The sequence below is a fragment of the Nocardioides flavus (ex Wang et al. 2016) genome, from assembly GCF_014653115.1.
Taxonomy (GTDB): Bacteria; Actinomycetota; Actinomycetes; order Propionibacteriales; family Nocardioidaceae; genus Nocardioides; species Nocardioides flavus.
Genome location: NZ_BNAD01000006.1, coordinates 16,559 through 32,020, shown reverse-complemented (window position 1 = coordinate 32,020; position 15,462 = coordinate 16,559). Strand labels below are relative to the sequence as shown.

The window sequence follows — 15,462 nt, the reverse complement described above, 5'->3', positions numbered from 1 at the left end:
AGCGAGCCTGGGCATACTGGCGGTACGTACCGTCGGTATGTAACCAAGGAGACCCCCATGAACCGGACGTCCCACCCCCGACGCGCAGACGTGCTGCGCGAGGTGACCCGCACCGCCGACTCCCGACTCGACGGCCAGCTGCCCATGGACGTGGACGGCGTCGCCGAGACCTTCGGTGACGAGCTGACCCTCCTCGGGTCGTTGCAGCTGCGCTGGCACACCCGCCTGGCCGGCCACATCGAGCGCGAGCTCGCCGGCGAGCCCCTCGACCTCGGCAACGCCGTGACCATCGCCTGGCTCCGCGCCGCCGAGGACATGCCCGGCATCCGCGCGATCATCGACCACCACGTCGACCACCCCGCCAGTGCCGAGATGGCGCGGGCCACTGCCATCGCCACCGCCAAGGAGCACGAGCTGCTCGCGCTCATGGCCGGTCGTGCCAGCGCGCCCGGCGAGGCCGCCCAGCGGGTGGGGCGCGAGATCGCCCGTGCTGCGCGTGCGTCGTACGTCCCCGGGGTCGCGCCGCGCCAGGTCGAGGCGCCGTCGCTGGTGCAGCGGCTGAAGGCGGTCCTCGCGGCCTGACCCGCGAGCGGGGCCGGCCTGTCATAGTGGTGAGCATGCAGCTGGCATCGGGGATGCTGCTGGTGGCGACGCCGGCCCTGCAGGACCCCAACTTCGTCGACACGGTGGTGCTGCTGCTCGACGTCAGCGACGAGGGAGCCCTCGGCGTGGTGCTCAACCGGCCCTCCCAGGTGCTGGTCGCCGACGTGCTCGAGCCGTGGCGCGACGTGGTGGCCGAGCCGGAGGTCCTGTTCCGCGGGGGACCGGTCGGCACCGACGGTGCGCTCGCGCTCGCGTCCCTGCGCGACCCGCAGGACCCGCCGGTCGGGTGGCGCCCGGTCGCGGGCCTGCTCGGCATGGTCGACCTCGACACCCCGACCGAGCTCGTCGACGGCACCCTCGCCGCGATGCGGGTCTTCGCCGGCTACGCCGGCTGGGGTGTCGGCCAGCTCGACGGCGAGGTCGAGGAGGGCAGCTGGTACGTCGTCACCGGCGAGGTGGGCGACGCGTTCCGGGACGACCCCGGCTGCCTGCGGCGCGACGTGATGCGACGCCAGCCCGGGATGCTCGCCTGGCACGTGAACCGGCCCGTCGATCCCGACCTCAACTGACTCCCGCGTTAGGCTTGTCCATCATGAGCACCATCGGATTCTCGCCGGGCAGCCAGACGATCGAAGAGCGTCAGACCGTCCCGACCGACGAGGGTGACCACGAGCGGTTCTCCCACTACGTCCCCAAGGACAAGCTGACCGAGGCGATGGTCATGGGCACTCCCGTGATCGCGCTGTGCGGCAAGGTGTGGGTGCCCTCGCGTGCTCCGGAGAAGTTCCCCGTGTGCCCGGAGTGCAAGGAGATCTGGGACTCGATGAAGCCCGGCGACAAGCCCGGCGGCGGGTCCGGTTCGGACGGCTCGGGTCCCGAGGCGTGACGGGGCGCCCCGACGCGCCGCTGCCTCCCGCATGGCCCGACCGGGCCGCGTGGGGCACTGCGCCCTCCCTCCGTGCCTGGCAGCAGGCCGCGGTCGACAAGTACCGCGCCGCCCAGCCGCAGGACTTCCTCGCGGTCGCGACGCCGGGTGCCGGCAAGACGACCTTCGCCCTGACCGTCGCGGCCGACCTGCTGAGCCGCCGCGTCGTCGACCGGATCACCGTCGTCGCCCCCACCGAGCACCTCAAGACCCAGTGGGCCGAGGCCGCCGCGCGCGCCGGCATCCCGATCGACCCGACCTACTCCGCCGGCAAGGGCCGGACCTCCGACGACTACGTCGGCATCGCGGTGACCTACGCCGGCGTCGCGGTGAACCCGCTCGCGATGCGCATCCGCACCGAGCGGACCAAGACCCTCGTGATCCTCGACGAGATCCACCACGCGGGCGACGCGCTGTCGTGGGGCGAGGGTGTGCGGGAGGCCTTCGACCCCGCCACTCGCCGGCTCGCGCTCACCGGCACGCCCTTCCGCTCCGACATCAACCCGATCCCCTTCGTCAGCTATGCGCCCGGCGAGGACGGCATCCCGGTCTCGGCCGCCGACTACACCTACGGCTACGCCCACGCCCTCGCCGACCACGTCGTGCGCCCGGTGCTGTTCATGGCCTACTCCGGGGAGATGCAGTGGCGCACCCGCGCCGGTGACGAGGTCGTCGCCCGGCTGGGAGAGCCGCTCACCAAGGACATGCACGCCCAGGCGCTGCGTACGGCCCTGGACCCGCGCGGGTCGTGGATCCCGGCGGTGCTGGAGGCGGCGGACAAGCGCCTGTCAGAGGTACGCCGTCACGTCCCCGACGCCGGCGGCCTGGTGATCGCCGGCGACCAGGACAGCGCGCGTGCCTACGCCGCCCTGCTGAAGAAGATCACCGGCGAGTCGCCCACCGTGGTGCTGTCGGACGAGAAGGGCTCCTCGAAGAAGATCGAGAAGTTCACCGCCTCCGAGGACCGCTGGATGGTCGCCGTGCGGATGGTCTCCGAGGGCGTCGACGTGCCGCGGCTGGCAGTGGGGGTGTGGGCGACGACGGTCTCGACGCCGCTGTTCTTCGCCCAGGCGGTGGGGCGCTTCGTCCGTGCTCGGTCACGCGGAGAGACCGCGTCGGTGTTCCTGCCGTCGGTGCCGCACCTGCTGGAGTTCGCCTCCGACATGGAGGCCCAGCGCGACCACGTGCTCGGGCGGCGCGTGCAGGACGAGGACGACATCTTCGCCGCCGAGGAGGGCCTGCTCGCCGAGGCCAACAGCGCCGAGGGCGCCTCCGACGAGCTCGAGATGTCGTGGGAGGCGCTGGGCTCCACCGCGTCCTTCGACCACGTGCTCTACGAGGGCGCCCAGTTCGGCCACTCCGGCGAGGTGGTGTCGGGCTCGGAGGAGGAGATGGACTTCCTCGGCATCCCCGGCCTCCTCGAGCCCGACCAGGTGCGTGAGCTGCTGCACTCGCGGCAGAGCGAGCGCGCCCGCAAGCAGAAGGCCGCGGGCGTGGAGGACCGGGTCGTCGACTCGGTGCAGGAGCTCAGCACCCACCAGCAGCTCGGCGTGCTCCGGCGCGAGCTCAACGGCCTCGTCGCCGCGTGGCACCACCGCACGGGCCAGGCGCACGGCATCACCCACAACGCGCTGCGCAAGGAGTGCGGCGGCCCGCCGGCCGCGGTGGCCAACGCCGAGCAGCTCCACGAGCGGATCAACCGGATCCGTGAGTGGGCGGTGCGGCAGACCTCGTGAGCTTCCTGTCATATTGAGGTCGTGCCCGCCGAGACCTCGCAGACCCTGGACCGCGGCCTGCGTGTCCTGCGGGTGCTGGCCGAGAGCCCGGAGGGCCTCACCGTCACCGAGCTCTCCCACCGGCTCGACGTCAACCGCACGGTCGTCCACCGGCTCGTCAGCACCCTCGAGCAGCACGGACTCGTCCGGCGGGACGCACGCTCGCGGCTCTTCGTCGGGCTCGGCGTGCTCCACCTCGCCAGCGGGGTGCAGCCGCTCCTGCGCGACCTCGCCACACCGGTGCTGCGCCGGCTCGCCGAGTCGCTCGGCTCGACCGCCCACCTGACCGTCGCCGACGGCGACGAGGCCCTCGCGCTGGCGGTGGTCGAGCCGACGTGGACCGACTTCCACGTGTCCTACCGCGTGGGCGCCCGCCACCCGCTCACCCAGGGGGCAGCGGGCAAGGCCATCGGGCTGCTCGAGGCCGACGAGCAGGCGTACGCGGTCACGAGCGGCGAGCTACAGACCGGCGCCCGCGGCCTGGCTGCCCCCGTGCGCGGGGTCGAGGGGCTGCGCGCGAGCGTGGGCATCGTGACCCTCGACGGTGTGATCGACGAGGCGGTCGTCGCGCCGCAGGTGATCGCCGCCGCCCGCGAGGTGGGGGAGCGGCTGCGCTGAGTCCGGTGTAACCGTCCGGCCGCGACGTGGGTGTTCTGTCACGTCGATGCCGAGACGGAGGAGGACCCATGACGACCGGATCACGCACGAGAGCACGACGCAGGTCGCTCGCGGCAGGCGCGGCGGCGCTCGCCCTGGTGGCCACGGCGGCCCCGGCGACCGCGCACGACCAGCGGCGGCTGCACCCGTTCCGCGGGGAGACCGACTGGGTGGCCTACCAGACCTTCCGCGACGGACGGGAGGGGACCTGGCTGGTGCATCCCGACGGCACGGGTGACCACGAGATCCTCACCGGCCTCGGGGCTGTCGCGATCCTGCCGGACTGGTCGCCCGACGGCCGCCGGCTGGCGGTGACCACGCGCGGCGGGGCGGACGGCGAGCCGCTCTACGAGTACGACCTCGCCACCGGGGTCGCGACGCAGGTCTTCGACTGCACGTTCCCGTGCCTCGGCGACGACGAGCCGGCGTACTCGCCGGACGGGCGCAGCATGGCCTTCGTCCGCTACCGGGCACCGTTCACCGAGGACTGGGTGCCGGTCGACTGCGCGCTGTGGATCGGGGACCTCGCGACCGACGCGCTGACCCGGCTCACGGCGGACGCCGACTGCGACCGCCCCTACTTCCCGCGGTGGTCCCCGGACGGAGAGCGGCTGACCTACCACCGTGAGCGGCCCACGGCGGACGGCTTCGAGGCCGCGGTCTTCACGATCCGGCGCGACGGGACGGGGGAGCGGCGGCTGACCGACTGGAGCCTGTCGGCCGGGACTCCCGACTGGTCGCCCGACGGGGAGTGGATCGTGTTCTCCACCGGCTACGGCAGCGGCGGCAAGGCCGACCTGGTGCGGATGCGTCCGGACGGCTCCGACCTGCGCACGGTCGCGTCCTTCGACGGGACGAGTGCCACCCAGCCGCGCTACACCCCGGACGGGGAGTGGATCGTGCTGACGGCCCTGCAGCCGTTCCAGGGGTGGCCACGCCAGCGCAGCCTGTGGGCGGTGCCGGCCGACGGCGGGGACCGGGTGGTCCTCGCGCACACCGAGCGGATCTACACGCACGGCACCTGGCAGCCCTGAGCCGGGCGTACGCTGAGTGCCTGCTGGAGCGTCGGAGCCACGATGGACGTGCTGCGGAGGAGACCCGACGCGGAGGACGACGGTGCGGAGTCCTTCGCCTGGTTCTTCACGGCCGAGTACCCCCAGGTCGTGCGCCTGCTCCGGGTCGTGCTCGGGGACCCCGCCTCCGCGGAGGACGTGGCCCAAGAGGCCTTCGTGCGGCTCCACCGGCACTGGGACCGGGTCGTCCACTACGAGTCACCCGAGGCGTGGGTGCGGCGGGTCGCGCTCAACCAGGCCTTCTCGTGGCGGCGCCGCGAGCAGCGGCGGCGGGAGCGGGAGAGCCGGGCACCTGCCTGGGGAACCGCAGCCGAGACCGGTGCCGCGGGAGCGGAGGAGGCGGACGCCGTGCTGCGCGCCGTACGCCGCCTCCCCGCCCGCGACCGGGCGCTGGTGGGCCTCTACCACCTGGAGGACCGGCCGCTCGACGAGGTCGCGAGCGTGCTGGGGATCTCGCCCCACGCCGCCAAGGTCGCGCTGCACCGGGCCCGCCGCCGGCTGGCCGGGCTGCTGAACGAGGAGGAGGTGGCGCGATGAACGAGGACGCCCTGCTCGACGCCCGCGTGCGCCGTGGCCTTCAAGCCCTGCCGATGCCCGACGAGCAGCTCACCGCCGCCGCGCTGGAGGAGGTCACCAGGGGGCGGCCCGCACCGCGTCGGCCCGCTCCGCGTCGGCCGTGGCACCTCGCGCTCGCCGCCGCAGTCGTCGTGGCCCTGCTCGTGCTCGGCCCCCAGCTGCTCCGCGCGCTGCTCACCGACGAGGAGCCCGAACCCGCGCCCAGCCCGGGCGGCGAGCTGCGCGGGACCTGGACCCGTACCCTCGACGGCGCCGGGGACCCGGCGTGGGACGGCCCGTGGACGATCGGGTTCGCGGACGGTGGGGTGCTGACCCTCTCGCCGCCGCGGGCGCTGGTGGCCGGGACCGACGGGGCGGCGTACGCCACCTCCGGCGCCCAGGTCCGGGTGGACGCCTTCGTCAACGGCGCCTGCAACGAGCTGCCGCCGGGCACCTACGCGTGGTCCCGGTCCGCGGACGGCCTGCGACTGACGGCGGTGGACGACGCCTGCGCCCCGCGCGTGGAGCTCCTCGCCGGCACGTGGACGGAGCAGAGCCCGTGAGGCCGTGCGCCGTCGCCGTCGTGCTCGTCGTCGCCCTGGCCGGTCTCGGTGCACTGGCCGCCGTCCGTCTCGTCGGTCAGCGCTCCGACGACCGCGCGGACCGGTCAGGCTCCACGTGGACGCCGCAGACCTGTCCGGCCGACGTGGAGGTCGAGGTCGTGCCGGAGCACACCTGCGGATGGGTCTCGGCGCCTCTCGGCGACAGCACCCAGCAGGTCTTCGTCGTCGTCGTCGAGCCGCCCGCACCCTCCGACCGGTCACCGATCCTCGAGACCGGGACGGACCTCGGCATGGCTCCCGACTACGCGGGCCTCGCCCCGATCGCGCAGCGCACCGGCCGACGCACGGTCATCGTCGACCTGCCCGGCACCGGCCACTCGGTGCCGTCGCTGGACTGCTCCGACGCCGAGTCGCTGGGTGACGCGGCCGCCGGCTCCTCGGCACTCGTCGAGGCGATCGGGACCTGTCGTGACCGGCTGGCCGCCGAGGGGGTGGACCCCGGCCTGATGACGCCGCAGCACTCGGCCGCGGTCCTGCTGGCCGTCATGGACGCCGTCGGCAGCGAGCGCTGGGTGCTGATGGGCCACGGCACCACCGGCGCCACGGCGGTCGAGGTGGCGCGCGAGCACCCCGACCGGGTGGAGGCCCTGGTCCTCGACTCCGCCGTCCACGTCCACGACGGCTGGCGCGCCCGTCGCTCGGCGCTGCTGCGCCGGGTGGCGTCGGCGTGCGCGGCCGACGTCCGGTGCGCGCGCCGCCACGGCGACGTGCTCGCGCGGTGGCGTGAGGCGCGGCGCCGCGCCGCGACCCGCCCGGTGGACCTCGAGGGGGTGCCGCTGGACCGCGAGCTCCTCGACCGTGCGGTGCGCTGGCTGGTCGCGCCGGTCTCGTCCGGCCCGGCCCAGCTCCCGGACCTCCTGGGCGAAGCGGCCGCAGGCCGTCGCGGTCCCGTCCTCGACCGGTTCGCGACCGCGCTGCGGCTGGCGCCTCCGCTGTGCGTCGGGGTGCTGCCCAAGTGCGTGACCCGGGAGCAGGTCGTCCTCGGCGCCGTGCTGTCGGGCGTGTGCCCCACGGCGGCGGGACGGGAGCCGTACGTCGCGGTGTGCGCACGGTGGGGGATCGGCGAGCAGGCCGCGGACGACGACGCGGTCGTCGGCGTCCCGACCCTGGTGCTGCACGGTGAGCTCGACCCGTACGCCACGGCGGCCGAGGCGTCGGCGCAGGTGCGGCGATGGGTCAGCGGCGCCCACCTCGTGGTGGCCCGCGGGCGCGGCCACAACGTCCTCGGGGACCAGTGCGCGCGATCCGTGCGCAACGACTGGCTGGCGGGCCCCCTCGACCGGGCGCCGCTGCTGCCGACCTGTGTCGACGAGGACGTCGACTTCCCGTGAGAGGAGACCTGATGAGGACCTGGATGCTGGCCGTGACGGTCGTCGTGGTGCTCGCCAGCACCGGGTGCGCCGGGGACGGCGACGAACCGCCCTCAGGTGATCCGTCGTCCAGCGTGGCGACCGTGGGCGAGGAGACGGCTGCCGCTGCCACGACCTTCCTCGACGGGACGTGGGAGGCGCAGGTCAGCCGGCAGGACTTCCTGCGCTACCTGACCGACCGCGGCGTACGTCGGGCGGACGCCGTCGCCGCGGCAGCGGAGGACCACGTGGGGACCGACTTCTCGGTGCAGTTCCTCGAGGGGATGTTCAACGTGACCGGTCCCACCGGCGAGTCCTGGCACAGCGGCGACTTCGAGGTGCACGGCGACGAGCTGCACCTGTGGGACGACGGCTACCGGGAGGCGGGGATCCCGCCCTTCCGGCTGCTGATCTCCGGCGACGACCGCGAGCTGGAGCTGGCGGTGGCTCCCGGTCAGAGGCGCGGCCCCGACCACCGTCCCGGCGTCCCCGAGCTGGTGGCCGGGGGCGCCCTGTGGTGCGCGGCACCATGGGTGAAGGTGACCTAGGCGAACGGCTTGACCCCGGGGCCGGGGCGCGTCGAGACGTCGCGTCGTCCGGTCACGTCGTGCCCGTTCGCGCAGCGCAGCACCACCCCGACCTCCGCGCCGCAGCCCACGTGCTCGAACTCGACCGGCGAGCCCTCGGGGTCCGCAAGATAGCGGTCGCCCCACGTCCGGACCGCGACGAGCACCGGATAGAGGTCGAACCCCTTGTCGGTCGGCCGGTACTCGTGCCGCTCGCGCTGGCCGGGCTCGCGGTAGGGCTCGCGGCGCAGGATGCCGGCGTCGACGAGCAGGGCGAGCCGGTCGGTGAGCACCTGTCGCGGGATGCCCGAGTGGCGGCGCATGTCCTCGAAGCGGCGGACGCCGTTGAACACCTCGCGCAGCACCACGAAGGTCCATCGCTCCCGAGGACCGCCATGGCGCGACCCACGGTGCAGTTGTCGGTGGACCACGCGAGCGCTGCTGGCGATGCGGACCGGGGAGCTCCCGCCGCCACCGATCAAGCAGACCCTCGGCTTCACCGACCTGCGTCCCGAGCCCGGTCGGGTGGTCGTCGAGATGCCGGCCGCAGAGTTCCACTACAACCCGCTCGGCAGCGTGCACGGCGGCGTCATCTCCACGCTGCTCGACACCGCCGCCGCGTGCGCCGTGCACACGACCCTCGCGGCCGGGGAGATGTACACCTCGGTCGACCTGACGGTGAAGTTCCTCCGTCCCGTCACCGTCGACTCCGGCCTCCTCGCCTGCGAGGGCACCGTGATCCAGCGCGGTCGGCGTACGGCCTTGGCACAGGCACAGCTCAGCGACGGCGAGGGCAGGCTGGTCGCGCACGCGACCTCGACGTGCATGATCTTCCCGGCCGGGGGCTGAGCCGGGGACGTCGCCGATCTGGGGGATGACACCCGCCCGAGCGGGCGCGCTCACTGGGGGCACCCATTCCTCCCCGAAGGAGCCCCCATGTCGATCTCCCTCGGCCGCGTCGCGGTCACCTCCCTCGCGACGGTCGCGCTGCTCGCGCCCGCGCTGCCCGCCCAGGCGATCATCGGCGGCGCACCGGACGACGGTGAGCACCCCTTCGTCGGCCAGCTGCTGTTCCACGTCCCGGCCGCCGCCGACTCGCGCTTCGACGACCCGGGTGCCTGGTTCACCTGCACCGGCACCCTGATCGACGCCGACACGGTCGTCACGGCCGGCCACTGCACGTACGCCGTGGGCGTGGAGGGTGTCGCGCCCGCCGATCCCCTGCTCGGCGGCACCGACGTGTGGTTCTCCGTCGAGGAGGAGCCCGACTTCTCGATCCTCGACCCGAGCTCGACCTACGTCCCGGACCGCAACGAGGAGCGCTACGACGACTGGTCGGCCGCCCTCGACGCGAGCCCGACCTGGCACGAGACCGCCTCGACCTTCACCCACCCCGAGTACGTCGACGCGGCCTTCCTCCTGCACGACCTCGGCGTCCTCGAGCTCAGCGAGCCGGTGGTGCTGCCCGAGTACGGCAGCCTGCCCGAGGAGGACTACCTCGACCGGTACGCCGGGAAGGAGCGCCAGCGGGGCCTGTTCGAGTCGGTCGGCTACGGCCTGGAGGACAGCGGGCCCAAGTTCGGCCTCGGCGGCGACACCCGGCGCAAGGCCGACCGGCGGCTGGTGAGCTTCAAGGGTGCCTACGGCTACCGCGACATCGCGGTGATGTTCTCCCACCGCGGCAGCGGGACGACCGGAGGCACCTGCTTCGGAGATTCGGGCGGCCCGACGTTCGACATCACCACGTCCCGGATCGCTGAGAAGAACGTCATCGTCGCGGTGACGTCGTTCGGCCTCAACTACAACTGCAACGCGAGCGGCAGCTATCGCATCGACCAGCCCGACGACCTCGCCTTCCTCGAGGACCCGGCCGGGGCGTACGGCTCCTGAGGCTCACCTCGGCGTCGGATCCACGGACGCACGGGCCAGCGGCACCACGCGGTAGGGGATCTGGGTCGCGAGGGCGATCACCGTGGTGGAGCGGTCGATCCCGGGCTCGGTGAGCACCTGGTCGATCACCCGCTGCAGGTCGGCGTTGGAGCGGGCCACGACCCGCGCCCACATGTCGCCGGCGCCGGTGATCGTGTAGGCCTCGAGCACCTCCGGGATCCCCGACAGGTGCGCGGCGACCGCGTCGTGGCCGGCCCCCTGGCGGATCTCGAGGGTCAGGAACGCCGTCACGGGATAGCCGATCGCCTCCGGCGAGAGGTCGGGCCCCCACCCGGTGATGACGCCGGCCGCGGCGAGCTTGTCGAGCCGTGCCTGCACCGTGCCGCGCGCGATGCCGAGGCGGCGGCTCGCCTCGAGCACGCCCAGCTTGGGCTCGCTGGCGAAGATGTCGATCACCTTGCTGTCGATCTCGTCCATCGGCGTCTCTTCGCTGTGCAGGTTGTCCAACGTTTCACCGTACTGTTGCACACGTTGCCGGGAGTCGGCAGGGTTCGACCCATGACGACTGACATCGCCTCGACCGGTGGCGCCCTGACCGTGGACGAGATGAAGGCCGACCTCTCGCTGGAGCAGCTGCGCCAGCTCGTCGGCCTCGTCGAGTACGACGCCGAGTCCGACCCGTTCCCCGTGACCGGCTGGGACGCGATCTGCTTCGTGGTTGGCAACGCCACCCAGGCCGCGCACTACTACGCCTCCGCCTGGGGCATGGAGCTCGTCGCCTACTCCGGCCCGGAGAACGGCAACCGCGACCACAAGTCCTTCGTGCTCAAGTCCGGCTCGATCAAGTTCGTGCTCAGCGGCGCCGTCTCGCCCGAGAGCGACCTGATCGCCCACCACGCCCGCCACGGCGACGGCGTCGTCGACATCGCCCTCGAGGTCCCCGACGTCGACCAGTGCATCGCGCAGGCGCGCAAGGCCGGCGCGACCGTCGTCCGCGAGCCGGAGACGCTGACCGACGGGCACGGCGCGGTCCGCATCGCGGCCATCGCGACGTACGGCGAGACCCGCCACACGCTGGTGCAGCGCACCGTCGACGGCGTGACGTACGCCGGCCCGTACCTGCCCGGCTACGTGGCCGCCGAGCCGCGCTGGGAGAAGAAGGCCGACCAGCCCAAGCGCCTGTTCCAGGCGCTCGACCACATCGTCGGCAACGTCGAGCTCGGCAGGATGGACGAGTGGGTCGGCTTCTACAACCGGGTCATGGGCTTCGTGAACATGGCCGAGTTCATCGGTGACGACATCGCCACCGACTACTCCGCGCTCATGTCGAAGGTCGTCGCCAACGGCAACCACCGCGTGAAGTTCCCGCTCAACGAGCCCGCGATCGCCAAGAAGAAGTCGCAGATCGACGAGTACCTCGAGTTCTACAACGGTCCGGGCGCCCAGCACCTGGCCCTGGCGACCGGCGACATCCTCGCCACCGTCGACGCGCTGCGCGCCAACGGCGTGGAGTTCCTCAACACCCCGGACTCCTACTACGAGGACCCCGAGCTCCGCGCCCGCATCGGCGAGGTCCGCGTGCCGATCGAGGAGCTGCAGAAGCGCGGCATCCTCGTCGACCGCGACGAGGACGGCTACCTGCTCCAGATCTTCACCAAGCCGCTCGGCGACCGCCCGACGGTCTTCTTCGAGCTCATCGAGCGCCACGGCTCCCTCGGCTTCGGCAAGGGCAACTTCAAGGCGCTCTTCGAGGCCATCGAGCGCGAGCAGGACGCGCGCGGCAACCTCTGAGGTCTCCTGCGCCCGCTTCGAGCGGTGAGTGAGGCAGGTTTTCGAGCCCGGGAACATGTCCTGCTCACCGCTCGATCCATGGCCGGGGTTCGAGCGGTGAGTGGCGCAGGTTCTGACGCCCGGAAAGCTGTCTCCTGCACCGCTCACGAGCGGCCCTAGGCTGAGGCGCATGATGATCCGCCCTGCCGAGCTCGCGGCGATCAAGGCCGGGACGGTCGACCTCGCGTTCCGCCGCTGGGCGCGCCCGCGCGTCGTCGTCGGCACGCGGATGCGCACGGCGGTCGGGCTCGTCGAGGTGACCTCGGTCGAGCAGGTCAGCGTGAGCGGGCTGCGGGCCGAGGACGCGCGCCGGGCCGGGGCGCCGTCGCTGACCGCGCTCAAGGAGGCGCTCGCCGCGCGCCCGGACGACCCGGCGTGGCGGATCGGGCTGGCGTACGCCGGGCCGGACCCCCGTGAGGCGCTGCGGGCAGCCGTCCCGGACGCCGACGAGCTCGTCGCCATCCAGGCGCGGCTGGACAGGCTCGACGCCGCCTCGGCGCACGGACCCTGGACCCGCGAGACCCTCGACCTGATCGACCTCCACCCCACCGTACGAGCCCCCGACCTCGCCGCCCGGGTGGGGCGGGAGACGGCCGACTTCAAGAAGGACGTGCGCAAGCTCAAGGAGCTCGGGCTGACCGAGTCGCTGGCGATCGGCTACCTGCTGTCACCGCGCGGCGAGGCGGTCGTCGACGCCGGGCTGCCGGAGCCGCGGGTTCGCGCACCTCGGCAGGAGGGGAGGCCGCTGCCGCGGGGGATCGGGGCACCCGCGACGCGTGCCCTGCGCGAGGCAGGTCTCACGACCCTCGAGCAGGTCGCCACGCGCACCGAAGCCGACCTGGCCGCGATGCACGGCGTCGGTCCGATCGCCATCGCCCGGCTGCGCGAGGCGCTGGCCGAGCAGGGCGGCGCACTGGCCGGGCAGGGCTAGAGCGGCGCACCGTCGCAGCAGTTGGCCTTCATGTGGCAGTGGGGGCACAGCCACCTGGTCGAGATGGGGTCGAACTCTTCCCCGCAGTAGTCGCACGGCACGACCCCGACGCTAGTACGCCGGCGCGGTGCCGTGGTCGATGGCGCGCGGGACGGCGGTCGCCGGTCGCTCAGTGGGCGATGAGCCCCACGCCGAGACCGCCCATCAGCACGGCGATCGTCGAGTCGAGGACCCGCCAGGCGTTGGGTCGGGCGAAGAGGCCGCGCAGCAGGCGGGCGCCGTAGCCGAGGCCGAAGAACCACAGCACGCTCGCCAGCAGGGTGCCCACGAGGAACCACCAGCGGTCCTGGCCGAAGCTGTTGGCCACGGTGCCGAGCATGAGGACCGCGTCGAGGTAGAAGTGCGGGTTGAGCCAGGTGAGCGCGAGCGTCAGCAGAACCGCGCGCCCGACCGTGAGCGAGGTGCCCTCGCCGGCCTCGAGCGCCGACGGTCGCCACGCGCGCATCGCGGCGTGCACGCCGAATCCGATGAGGTAGACGCCGCCGAGCACCTGCGCCACCGGCAGGACCGCGGGCCACCGCTCCAGCACGACGCCGAGCCCGGCCACGCCGGCGGTGATGGCGACGACGTCGGACAGCAGGCACGTCAGCACGATCGGCAGGACGTGCTCGCCGCGGATCGCCTGCCGGAGGAGGAAGGCGTTCTGGGCGCCGACGGCGACGATGAGGGCAAGACCGGTGAGCAGACCGGTGAGGACGACCTGGAACATGCTGACAACGCTAGGCGTCGGGCAGTCTTCAAGCCAGCGAACTATTTTTAGGAATCATTAGGATGTCTAAGTATGAAAGACATCACCCAGCTGGACCCTGTGGCGCTGCGCACACTGGCCGTCGCCGTACGGCTCGGCACCTTCGAGGCGGCGGCACGCGAGCTCCACGTGACCCCGTCGGCGGTGAGCCAGCGGGTCAAGGCGCTGGAGACCCGGATCGGTCGCGTCCTGCTTCACCGGGTGAAGCCGCTGGAGCCCACGGAGGCAGGCCTGGTCCTCGTACGGCTGGCCACCCAGACCGAGCTGCTGGAGCGCGAGGCGGTCGCGGAGCTGGTCGAGGAGGACGAGGGGGGCGGGACGTCGTACGCCTCGCTCCCGATCGCGGTCAACGCGGACGCGCTCTACGGCTGGTTCGTCGACGCCCTGGCCGAGGTGCAGTCCCGGCACCGGGTGGTCTTCGAGGTGGTGCGCGAGGACCACACGCGCACCGCCGAGCGGCTGCGTCGCGGCGAGGTCGTGGCCGCGATCACCGGCGAGCCGAAGCCGGTGCCCGGCTGCCGCGTCGTGCGCCTGGGCCGGCTCAAGTACGCCGCGGTCGCGACCCGCGCCTTCCATGCGGCCCACTTCGCCGACGGGGTCGGGTCGGCCGCCTTCGCCGAGGCGCCGATCGTCGCCTTCGACCGCAGCGACTCGCTCCAGCACGACTTCGTCCGTCGCGTCACGCGACGCCACCTCGCCCCGCCCGTGACGTACGTGCCGTCGGTGCGGGAGTTCGACCGGGCGGTGCGGGTGGGCATGGGGTGGGGCCTGCTGCCGGAGTCGGACGTGCTCGACGAGCTCGAGCGCGGCGACCTGGTCGAGCTGGTGCCCGGCCGCCGCCCCGAGGTGCCCCTCTTCTGGCAGCACTGGCGCCTCGGCTCCTCGCTCGTCGACGACCTCACCGACGCCGTCGTCGGGGCGGCGCGCGCCTGGATGGCGGGCTGAGCGGCGAGCGTGCGAGATCTCCCGTTCTCCTGACAGGCCCAGCACCCGGTCCTAGGCTCGCGGACGTGATCGGGCACCCAGCCCGTGCGGGACCGGACCGGGGGAGACCCAGTGGCACGTCGCAATCCATCGTGGGCCGCGGTGCTCGGCGCAGCCCTGGCACTGACGCTCGCGGCGTGCGGCGGGTCCGGCGAGGCCGCGTCCACCTCCGAGGCCTCCGACGTCCTCCTCGAGGGCGAGCAGCTCGACGCCATGGTCGCCCAGGTCGACAAGATGGGCATCGTCGAGTGGCACGGCCAGCTGCTCACCAAGAACCCCGACAACGGCGGCAAGCGCATCTTCGACCTCGACGGCCGCTACAGCCCGTCGACGGGCTACAGCGAGCTGTCCATGGACTCCGCGATCGACGGCGACAAGCAGCAGGTCGACTACCTCGTGGTGGCAGGCCGCACCTACTTCAACAGTGACGTCTGGGGCCCCAACGCAGCTGACTGCTGGGCTGACATCACCGACGACCCGGCCCGCAGCTGGGCGTTGCCCACGGACCTCGACCCGACCTGGCCGGTGGCAGCGGCACGCGCCATCCGGCTCTCCGGGGACGGTGTCGCCGTCGGCGTCCCGGCCAAGGCCGTCATCACGGGCATGCCGCGCGGGCTCTTCCCCGCGGTCCCCGCGGCCCTCGACGGCGTCGAGGCCAAGGCTGTGGTCGAGCCCCACGGACACCTCATCGAGGTCGGTGTCGACGTCGTCAACATGTGGAACGAGCTGCCCGCCGAGGAGCTCGCCGCCATCGAGACCCGCAAGGCCGGGTGGTGGGCGATGACGATGAAGGAGTCGCAGGACGGCGCCAGCATCGTGCCGCCGAAGTACGTCTTCGACCCCGCCGTGACGCCGCCCAGCCAGTGCAAGCGGGTCTGACCCGCCCGGCCGCA

Annotated in this window: 19 protein-coding genes; 16 read left to right on the top strand and 3 right to left on the bottom strand. The window is 73.0% G+C overall.

All coding sequences use genetic code 11. The features are described from left to right. Positions 1-57: 57 nt before the first annotated feature. From IE200_RS11995 to IE200_RS11950, 10 genes are all read left to right on the top strand, one after another. The gene (locus IE200_RS11995; protein ID WP_191279724.1) at positions 58-582 is read left to right on the top strand and encodes a hypothetical protein; all 525 of its coding nucleotides are present in this window, start codon (positions 58-60) and stop codon (positions 580-582) included. A gap of 35 nt (positions 583-617) precedes the next feature. Beyond that, positions 618-1,172 carry a YqgE/AlgH family protein gene (locus IE200_RS11990; protein ID WP_191279723.1) on the top strand — a complete coding sequence of 185 codons (555 nt, stop codon included), beginning with the start codon at positions 618-620 and terminating at the stop codon, positions 1,170-1,172. A gap of 23 nt (positions 1,173-1,195) precedes the next feature. Further along, entirely contained in the window at positions 1,196-1,489 is a 294-nt protein-coding gene (locus IE200_RS11985; protein ID WP_191279722.1) for a DUF3039 domain-containing protein, read from the top strand. Beyond that, positions 1,486-3,264 carry a DEAD/DEAH box helicase gene (locus tag IE200_RS11980; protein WP_191279721.1) on the top strand — a complete coding sequence of 593 codons (1,779 nt, stop codon included), beginning with the start codon at positions 1,486-1,488 and terminating at the stop codon, positions 3,262-3,264. Before IE200_RS11985 ends, IE200_RS11980 begins: the two co-directional genes overlap by 4 nt. 21 nt (positions 3,265-3,285) lie before the next feature. Then, the gene (locus tag IE200_RS11975) at positions 3,286-3,921 is read left to right on the top strand and encodes an IclR family transcriptional regulator (protein WP_191279720.1); all 636 of its coding nucleotides are present in this window, start codon (positions 3,286-3,288) and stop codon (positions 3,919-3,921) included. Positions 3,922-3,989: 68 nt separating this feature from the next. Beyond that, the gene (locus tag IE200_RS11970; protein ID WP_191279719.1) at positions 3,990-4,994 is read left to right on the top strand and encodes a TolB family protein; all 1,005 of its coding nucleotides are present in this window, start codon (positions 3,990-3,992) and stop codon (positions 4,992-4,994) included. A gap of 42 nt (positions 4,995-5,036) precedes the next feature. Continuing rightward, positions 5,037-5,570 carry an RNA polymerase sigma factor gene (locus IE200_RS11965; RefSeq protein WP_191279718.1) on the top strand — a complete coding sequence of 178 codons (534 nt, stop codon included), beginning with the start codon at positions 5,037-5,039 and terminating at the stop codon, positions 5,568-5,570. After that, positions 5,567-6,151: a hypothetical protein gene (locus tag IE200_RS11960; protein WP_191279717.1), complete on the top strand. Its 585-nt coding sequence runs from the start codon at positions 5,567-5,569 to the stop codon at positions 6,149-6,151. The genes IE200_RS11965 and IE200_RS11960 overlap by 4 nt, the downstream gene beginning before the upstream one ends. Continuing rightward, entirely contained in the window at positions 6,148-7,542 is a 1,395-nt protein-coding gene (locus IE200_RS21035; protein WP_191279716.1) for an alpha/beta hydrolase, read from the top strand. The genes IE200_RS11960 and IE200_RS21035 overlap by 4 nt, the downstream gene beginning before the upstream one ends. An 11-nt stretch (positions 7,543-7,553) precedes the next feature. Further along, positions 7,554-8,108 carry a hypothetical protein gene (locus tag IE200_RS11950; protein WP_191279715.1) on the top strand — a complete coding sequence of 185 codons (555 nt, stop codon included), beginning with the start codon at positions 7,554-7,556 and terminating at the stop codon, positions 8,106-8,108. On the opposite strand, the gene IE200_RS11945 is transcribed toward IE200_RS11950, so the two are convergent. After that, entirely contained in the window at positions 8,105-8,494 is a 390-nt protein-coding gene (locus IE200_RS11945) for a winged helix-turn-helix transcriptional regulator (protein ID WP_229856441.1), read from the bottom strand. The genes IE200_RS11950 and IE200_RS11945 overlap by 4 nt on opposite strands. Positions 8,495-8,573: 79 nt before the next feature. On the opposite strand from IE200_RS11945, the gene IE200_RS11940 reads away from it, so the two are divergent. Together IE200_RS11940 and IE200_RS11935 are read left to right on the top strand one after the other, a co-directional pair. Next, positions 8,574-8,975, top strand: a complete 402-nt coding sequence (locus IE200_RS11940) for a PaaI family thioesterase (RefSeq protein ID WP_229856439.1) — start codon at positions 8,574-8,576, stop codon at positions 8,973-8,975. An 87-nt stretch (positions 8,976-9,062) separates the two neighbouring features. Continuing rightward, positions 9,063-10,016: a S1 family peptidase gene (locus IE200_RS11935; RefSeq protein ID WP_191279712.1), complete on the top strand. Its 954-nt coding sequence runs from the start codon at positions 9,063-9,065 to the stop codon at positions 10,014-10,016. Between the two features lie 3 nt (positions 10,017-10,019). Here IE200_RS11935 and IE200_RS11930 read toward each other — a convergent pair whose 3' ends face one another. Continuing rightward, on the bottom strand, positions 10,020-10,523 hold the full coding sequence (locus IE200_RS11930; RefSeq protein ID WP_268245544.1) for an Lrp/AsnC family transcriptional regulator: 504 nt from the start codon (positions 10,521-10,523) through the stop codon (positions 10,020-10,022). A 51-nt stretch (positions 10,524-10,574) separates the two neighbouring features. Between IE200_RS11930 and hppD the strand changes: the two genes are divergently transcribed. Further along, entirely contained in the window at positions 10,575-11,807 is a 1,233-nt protein-coding gene (gene hppD, locus IE200_RS11925) for a 4-hydroxyphenylpyruvate dioxygenase (RefSeq protein ID WP_191279711.1), read from the top strand. Positions 11,808-11,976: 169 nt separating this feature from the next. After that, positions 11,977-12,777, top strand: a complete 801-nt coding sequence (locus IE200_RS11920) for a helix-hairpin-helix domain-containing protein (protein WP_191279710.1) — start codon at positions 11,977-11,979, stop codon at positions 12,775-12,777. Between the two features lie 169 nt (positions 12,778-12,946). On the opposite strand, the gene IE200_RS11915 is transcribed toward IE200_RS11920, so the two are convergent. Next, positions 12,947-13,546, bottom strand: a complete 600-nt coding sequence (locus tag IE200_RS11915) for a LysE/ArgO family amino acid transporter (protein ID WP_191279709.1) — start codon at positions 13,544-13,546, stop codon at positions 12,947-12,949. 72 nt (positions 13,547-13,618) lie between these two features. Between IE200_RS11915 and IE200_RS11910 the strand changes: the two genes are divergently transcribed. Continuing rightward, positions 13,619-14,530 (top strand): LysR family transcriptional regulator ArgP, encoded by a 912-nt coding sequence (locus tag IE200_RS11910; protein WP_191279708.1) that lies wholly within the window; start codon positions 13,619-13,621, stop codon positions 14,528-14,530. Between the two features lie 141 nt (positions 14,531-14,671). Further along, complete coding sequence (locus IE200_RS11905; protein ID WP_191279707.1) at positions 14,672-15,448, top strand: hypothetical protein; 777 nt, start codon at positions 14,672-14,674, stop codon at positions 15,446-15,448. The last annotated feature ends 14 nt before the right edge of the window (positions 15,449-15,462 follow it).

What these genes read in the sequence shown, in the direction of transcription:
- IE200_RS11995 (WP_191279724.1), top strand. Translation starts at nt 58, where the DNA reads ATGAACCGGACGTCCCACCCCCGACGCGCAGACGTGCTGCGCGAGGTG.
- IE200_RS11990 (WP_191279723.1), top strand. Translation starts at nt 618, where the DNA reads ATGCAGCTGGCATCGGGGATGCTGCTGGTGGCGACGCCGGCCCTGCAG.
- IE200_RS11985 (WP_191279722.1), top strand. Translation starts at nt 1,196, where the DNA reads ATGAGCACCATCGGATTCTCGCCGGGCAGCCAGACGATCGAAGAGCGT.
- IE200_RS11970 (WP_191279719.1), top strand. Translation starts at nt 3,990, where the DNA reads ATGACGACCGGATCACGCACGAGAGCACGACGCAGGTCGCTCGCGGCA.
- IE200_RS11965 (WP_191279718.1), top strand. Translation starts at nt 5,037, where the DNA reads ATGGACGTGCTGCGGAGGAGACCCGACGCGGAGGACGACGGTGCGGAG.
- IE200_RS11960 (WP_191279717.1), top strand. Translation starts at nt 5,567, where the DNA reads ATGAACGAGGACGCCCTGCTCGACGCCCGCGTGCGCCGTGGCCTTCAA.
- IE200_RS11950 (WP_191279715.1), top strand. Translation starts at nt 7,554, where the DNA reads ATGAGGACCTGGATGCTGGCCGTGACGGTCGTCGTGGTGCTCGCCAGC.
- IE200_RS11940 (WP_229856439.1), top strand. Translation starts at nt 8,574, where the DNA reads ATGCGGACCGGGGAGCTCCCGCCGCCACCGATCAAGCAGACCCTCGGC.
- IE200_RS11935 (WP_191279712.1), top strand. Translation starts at nt 9,063, where the DNA reads ATGTCGATCTCCCTCGGCCGCGTCGCGGTCACCTCCCTCGCGACGGTC.
- hppD (WP_191279711.1), top strand. Translation starts at nt 10,575, where the DNA reads ATGACGACTGACATCGCCTCGACCGGTGGCGCCCTGACCGTGGACGAG.
- IE200_RS11920 (WP_191279710.1), top strand. Translation starts at nt 11,977, where the DNA reads ATGATGATCCGCCCTGCCGAGCTCGCGGCGATCAAGGCCGGGACGGTC.
- IE200_RS11915 (WP_191279709.1), bottom strand. Translation starts at nt 13,546, where the DNA reads ATGTTCCAGGTCGTCCTCACCGGTCTGCTCACCGGTCTTGCCCTCATC.
- IE200_RS11910 (WP_191279708.1), top strand. Translation starts at nt 13,619, where the DNA reads ATGAAAGACATCACCCAGCTGGACCCTGTGGCGCTGCGCACACTGGCC.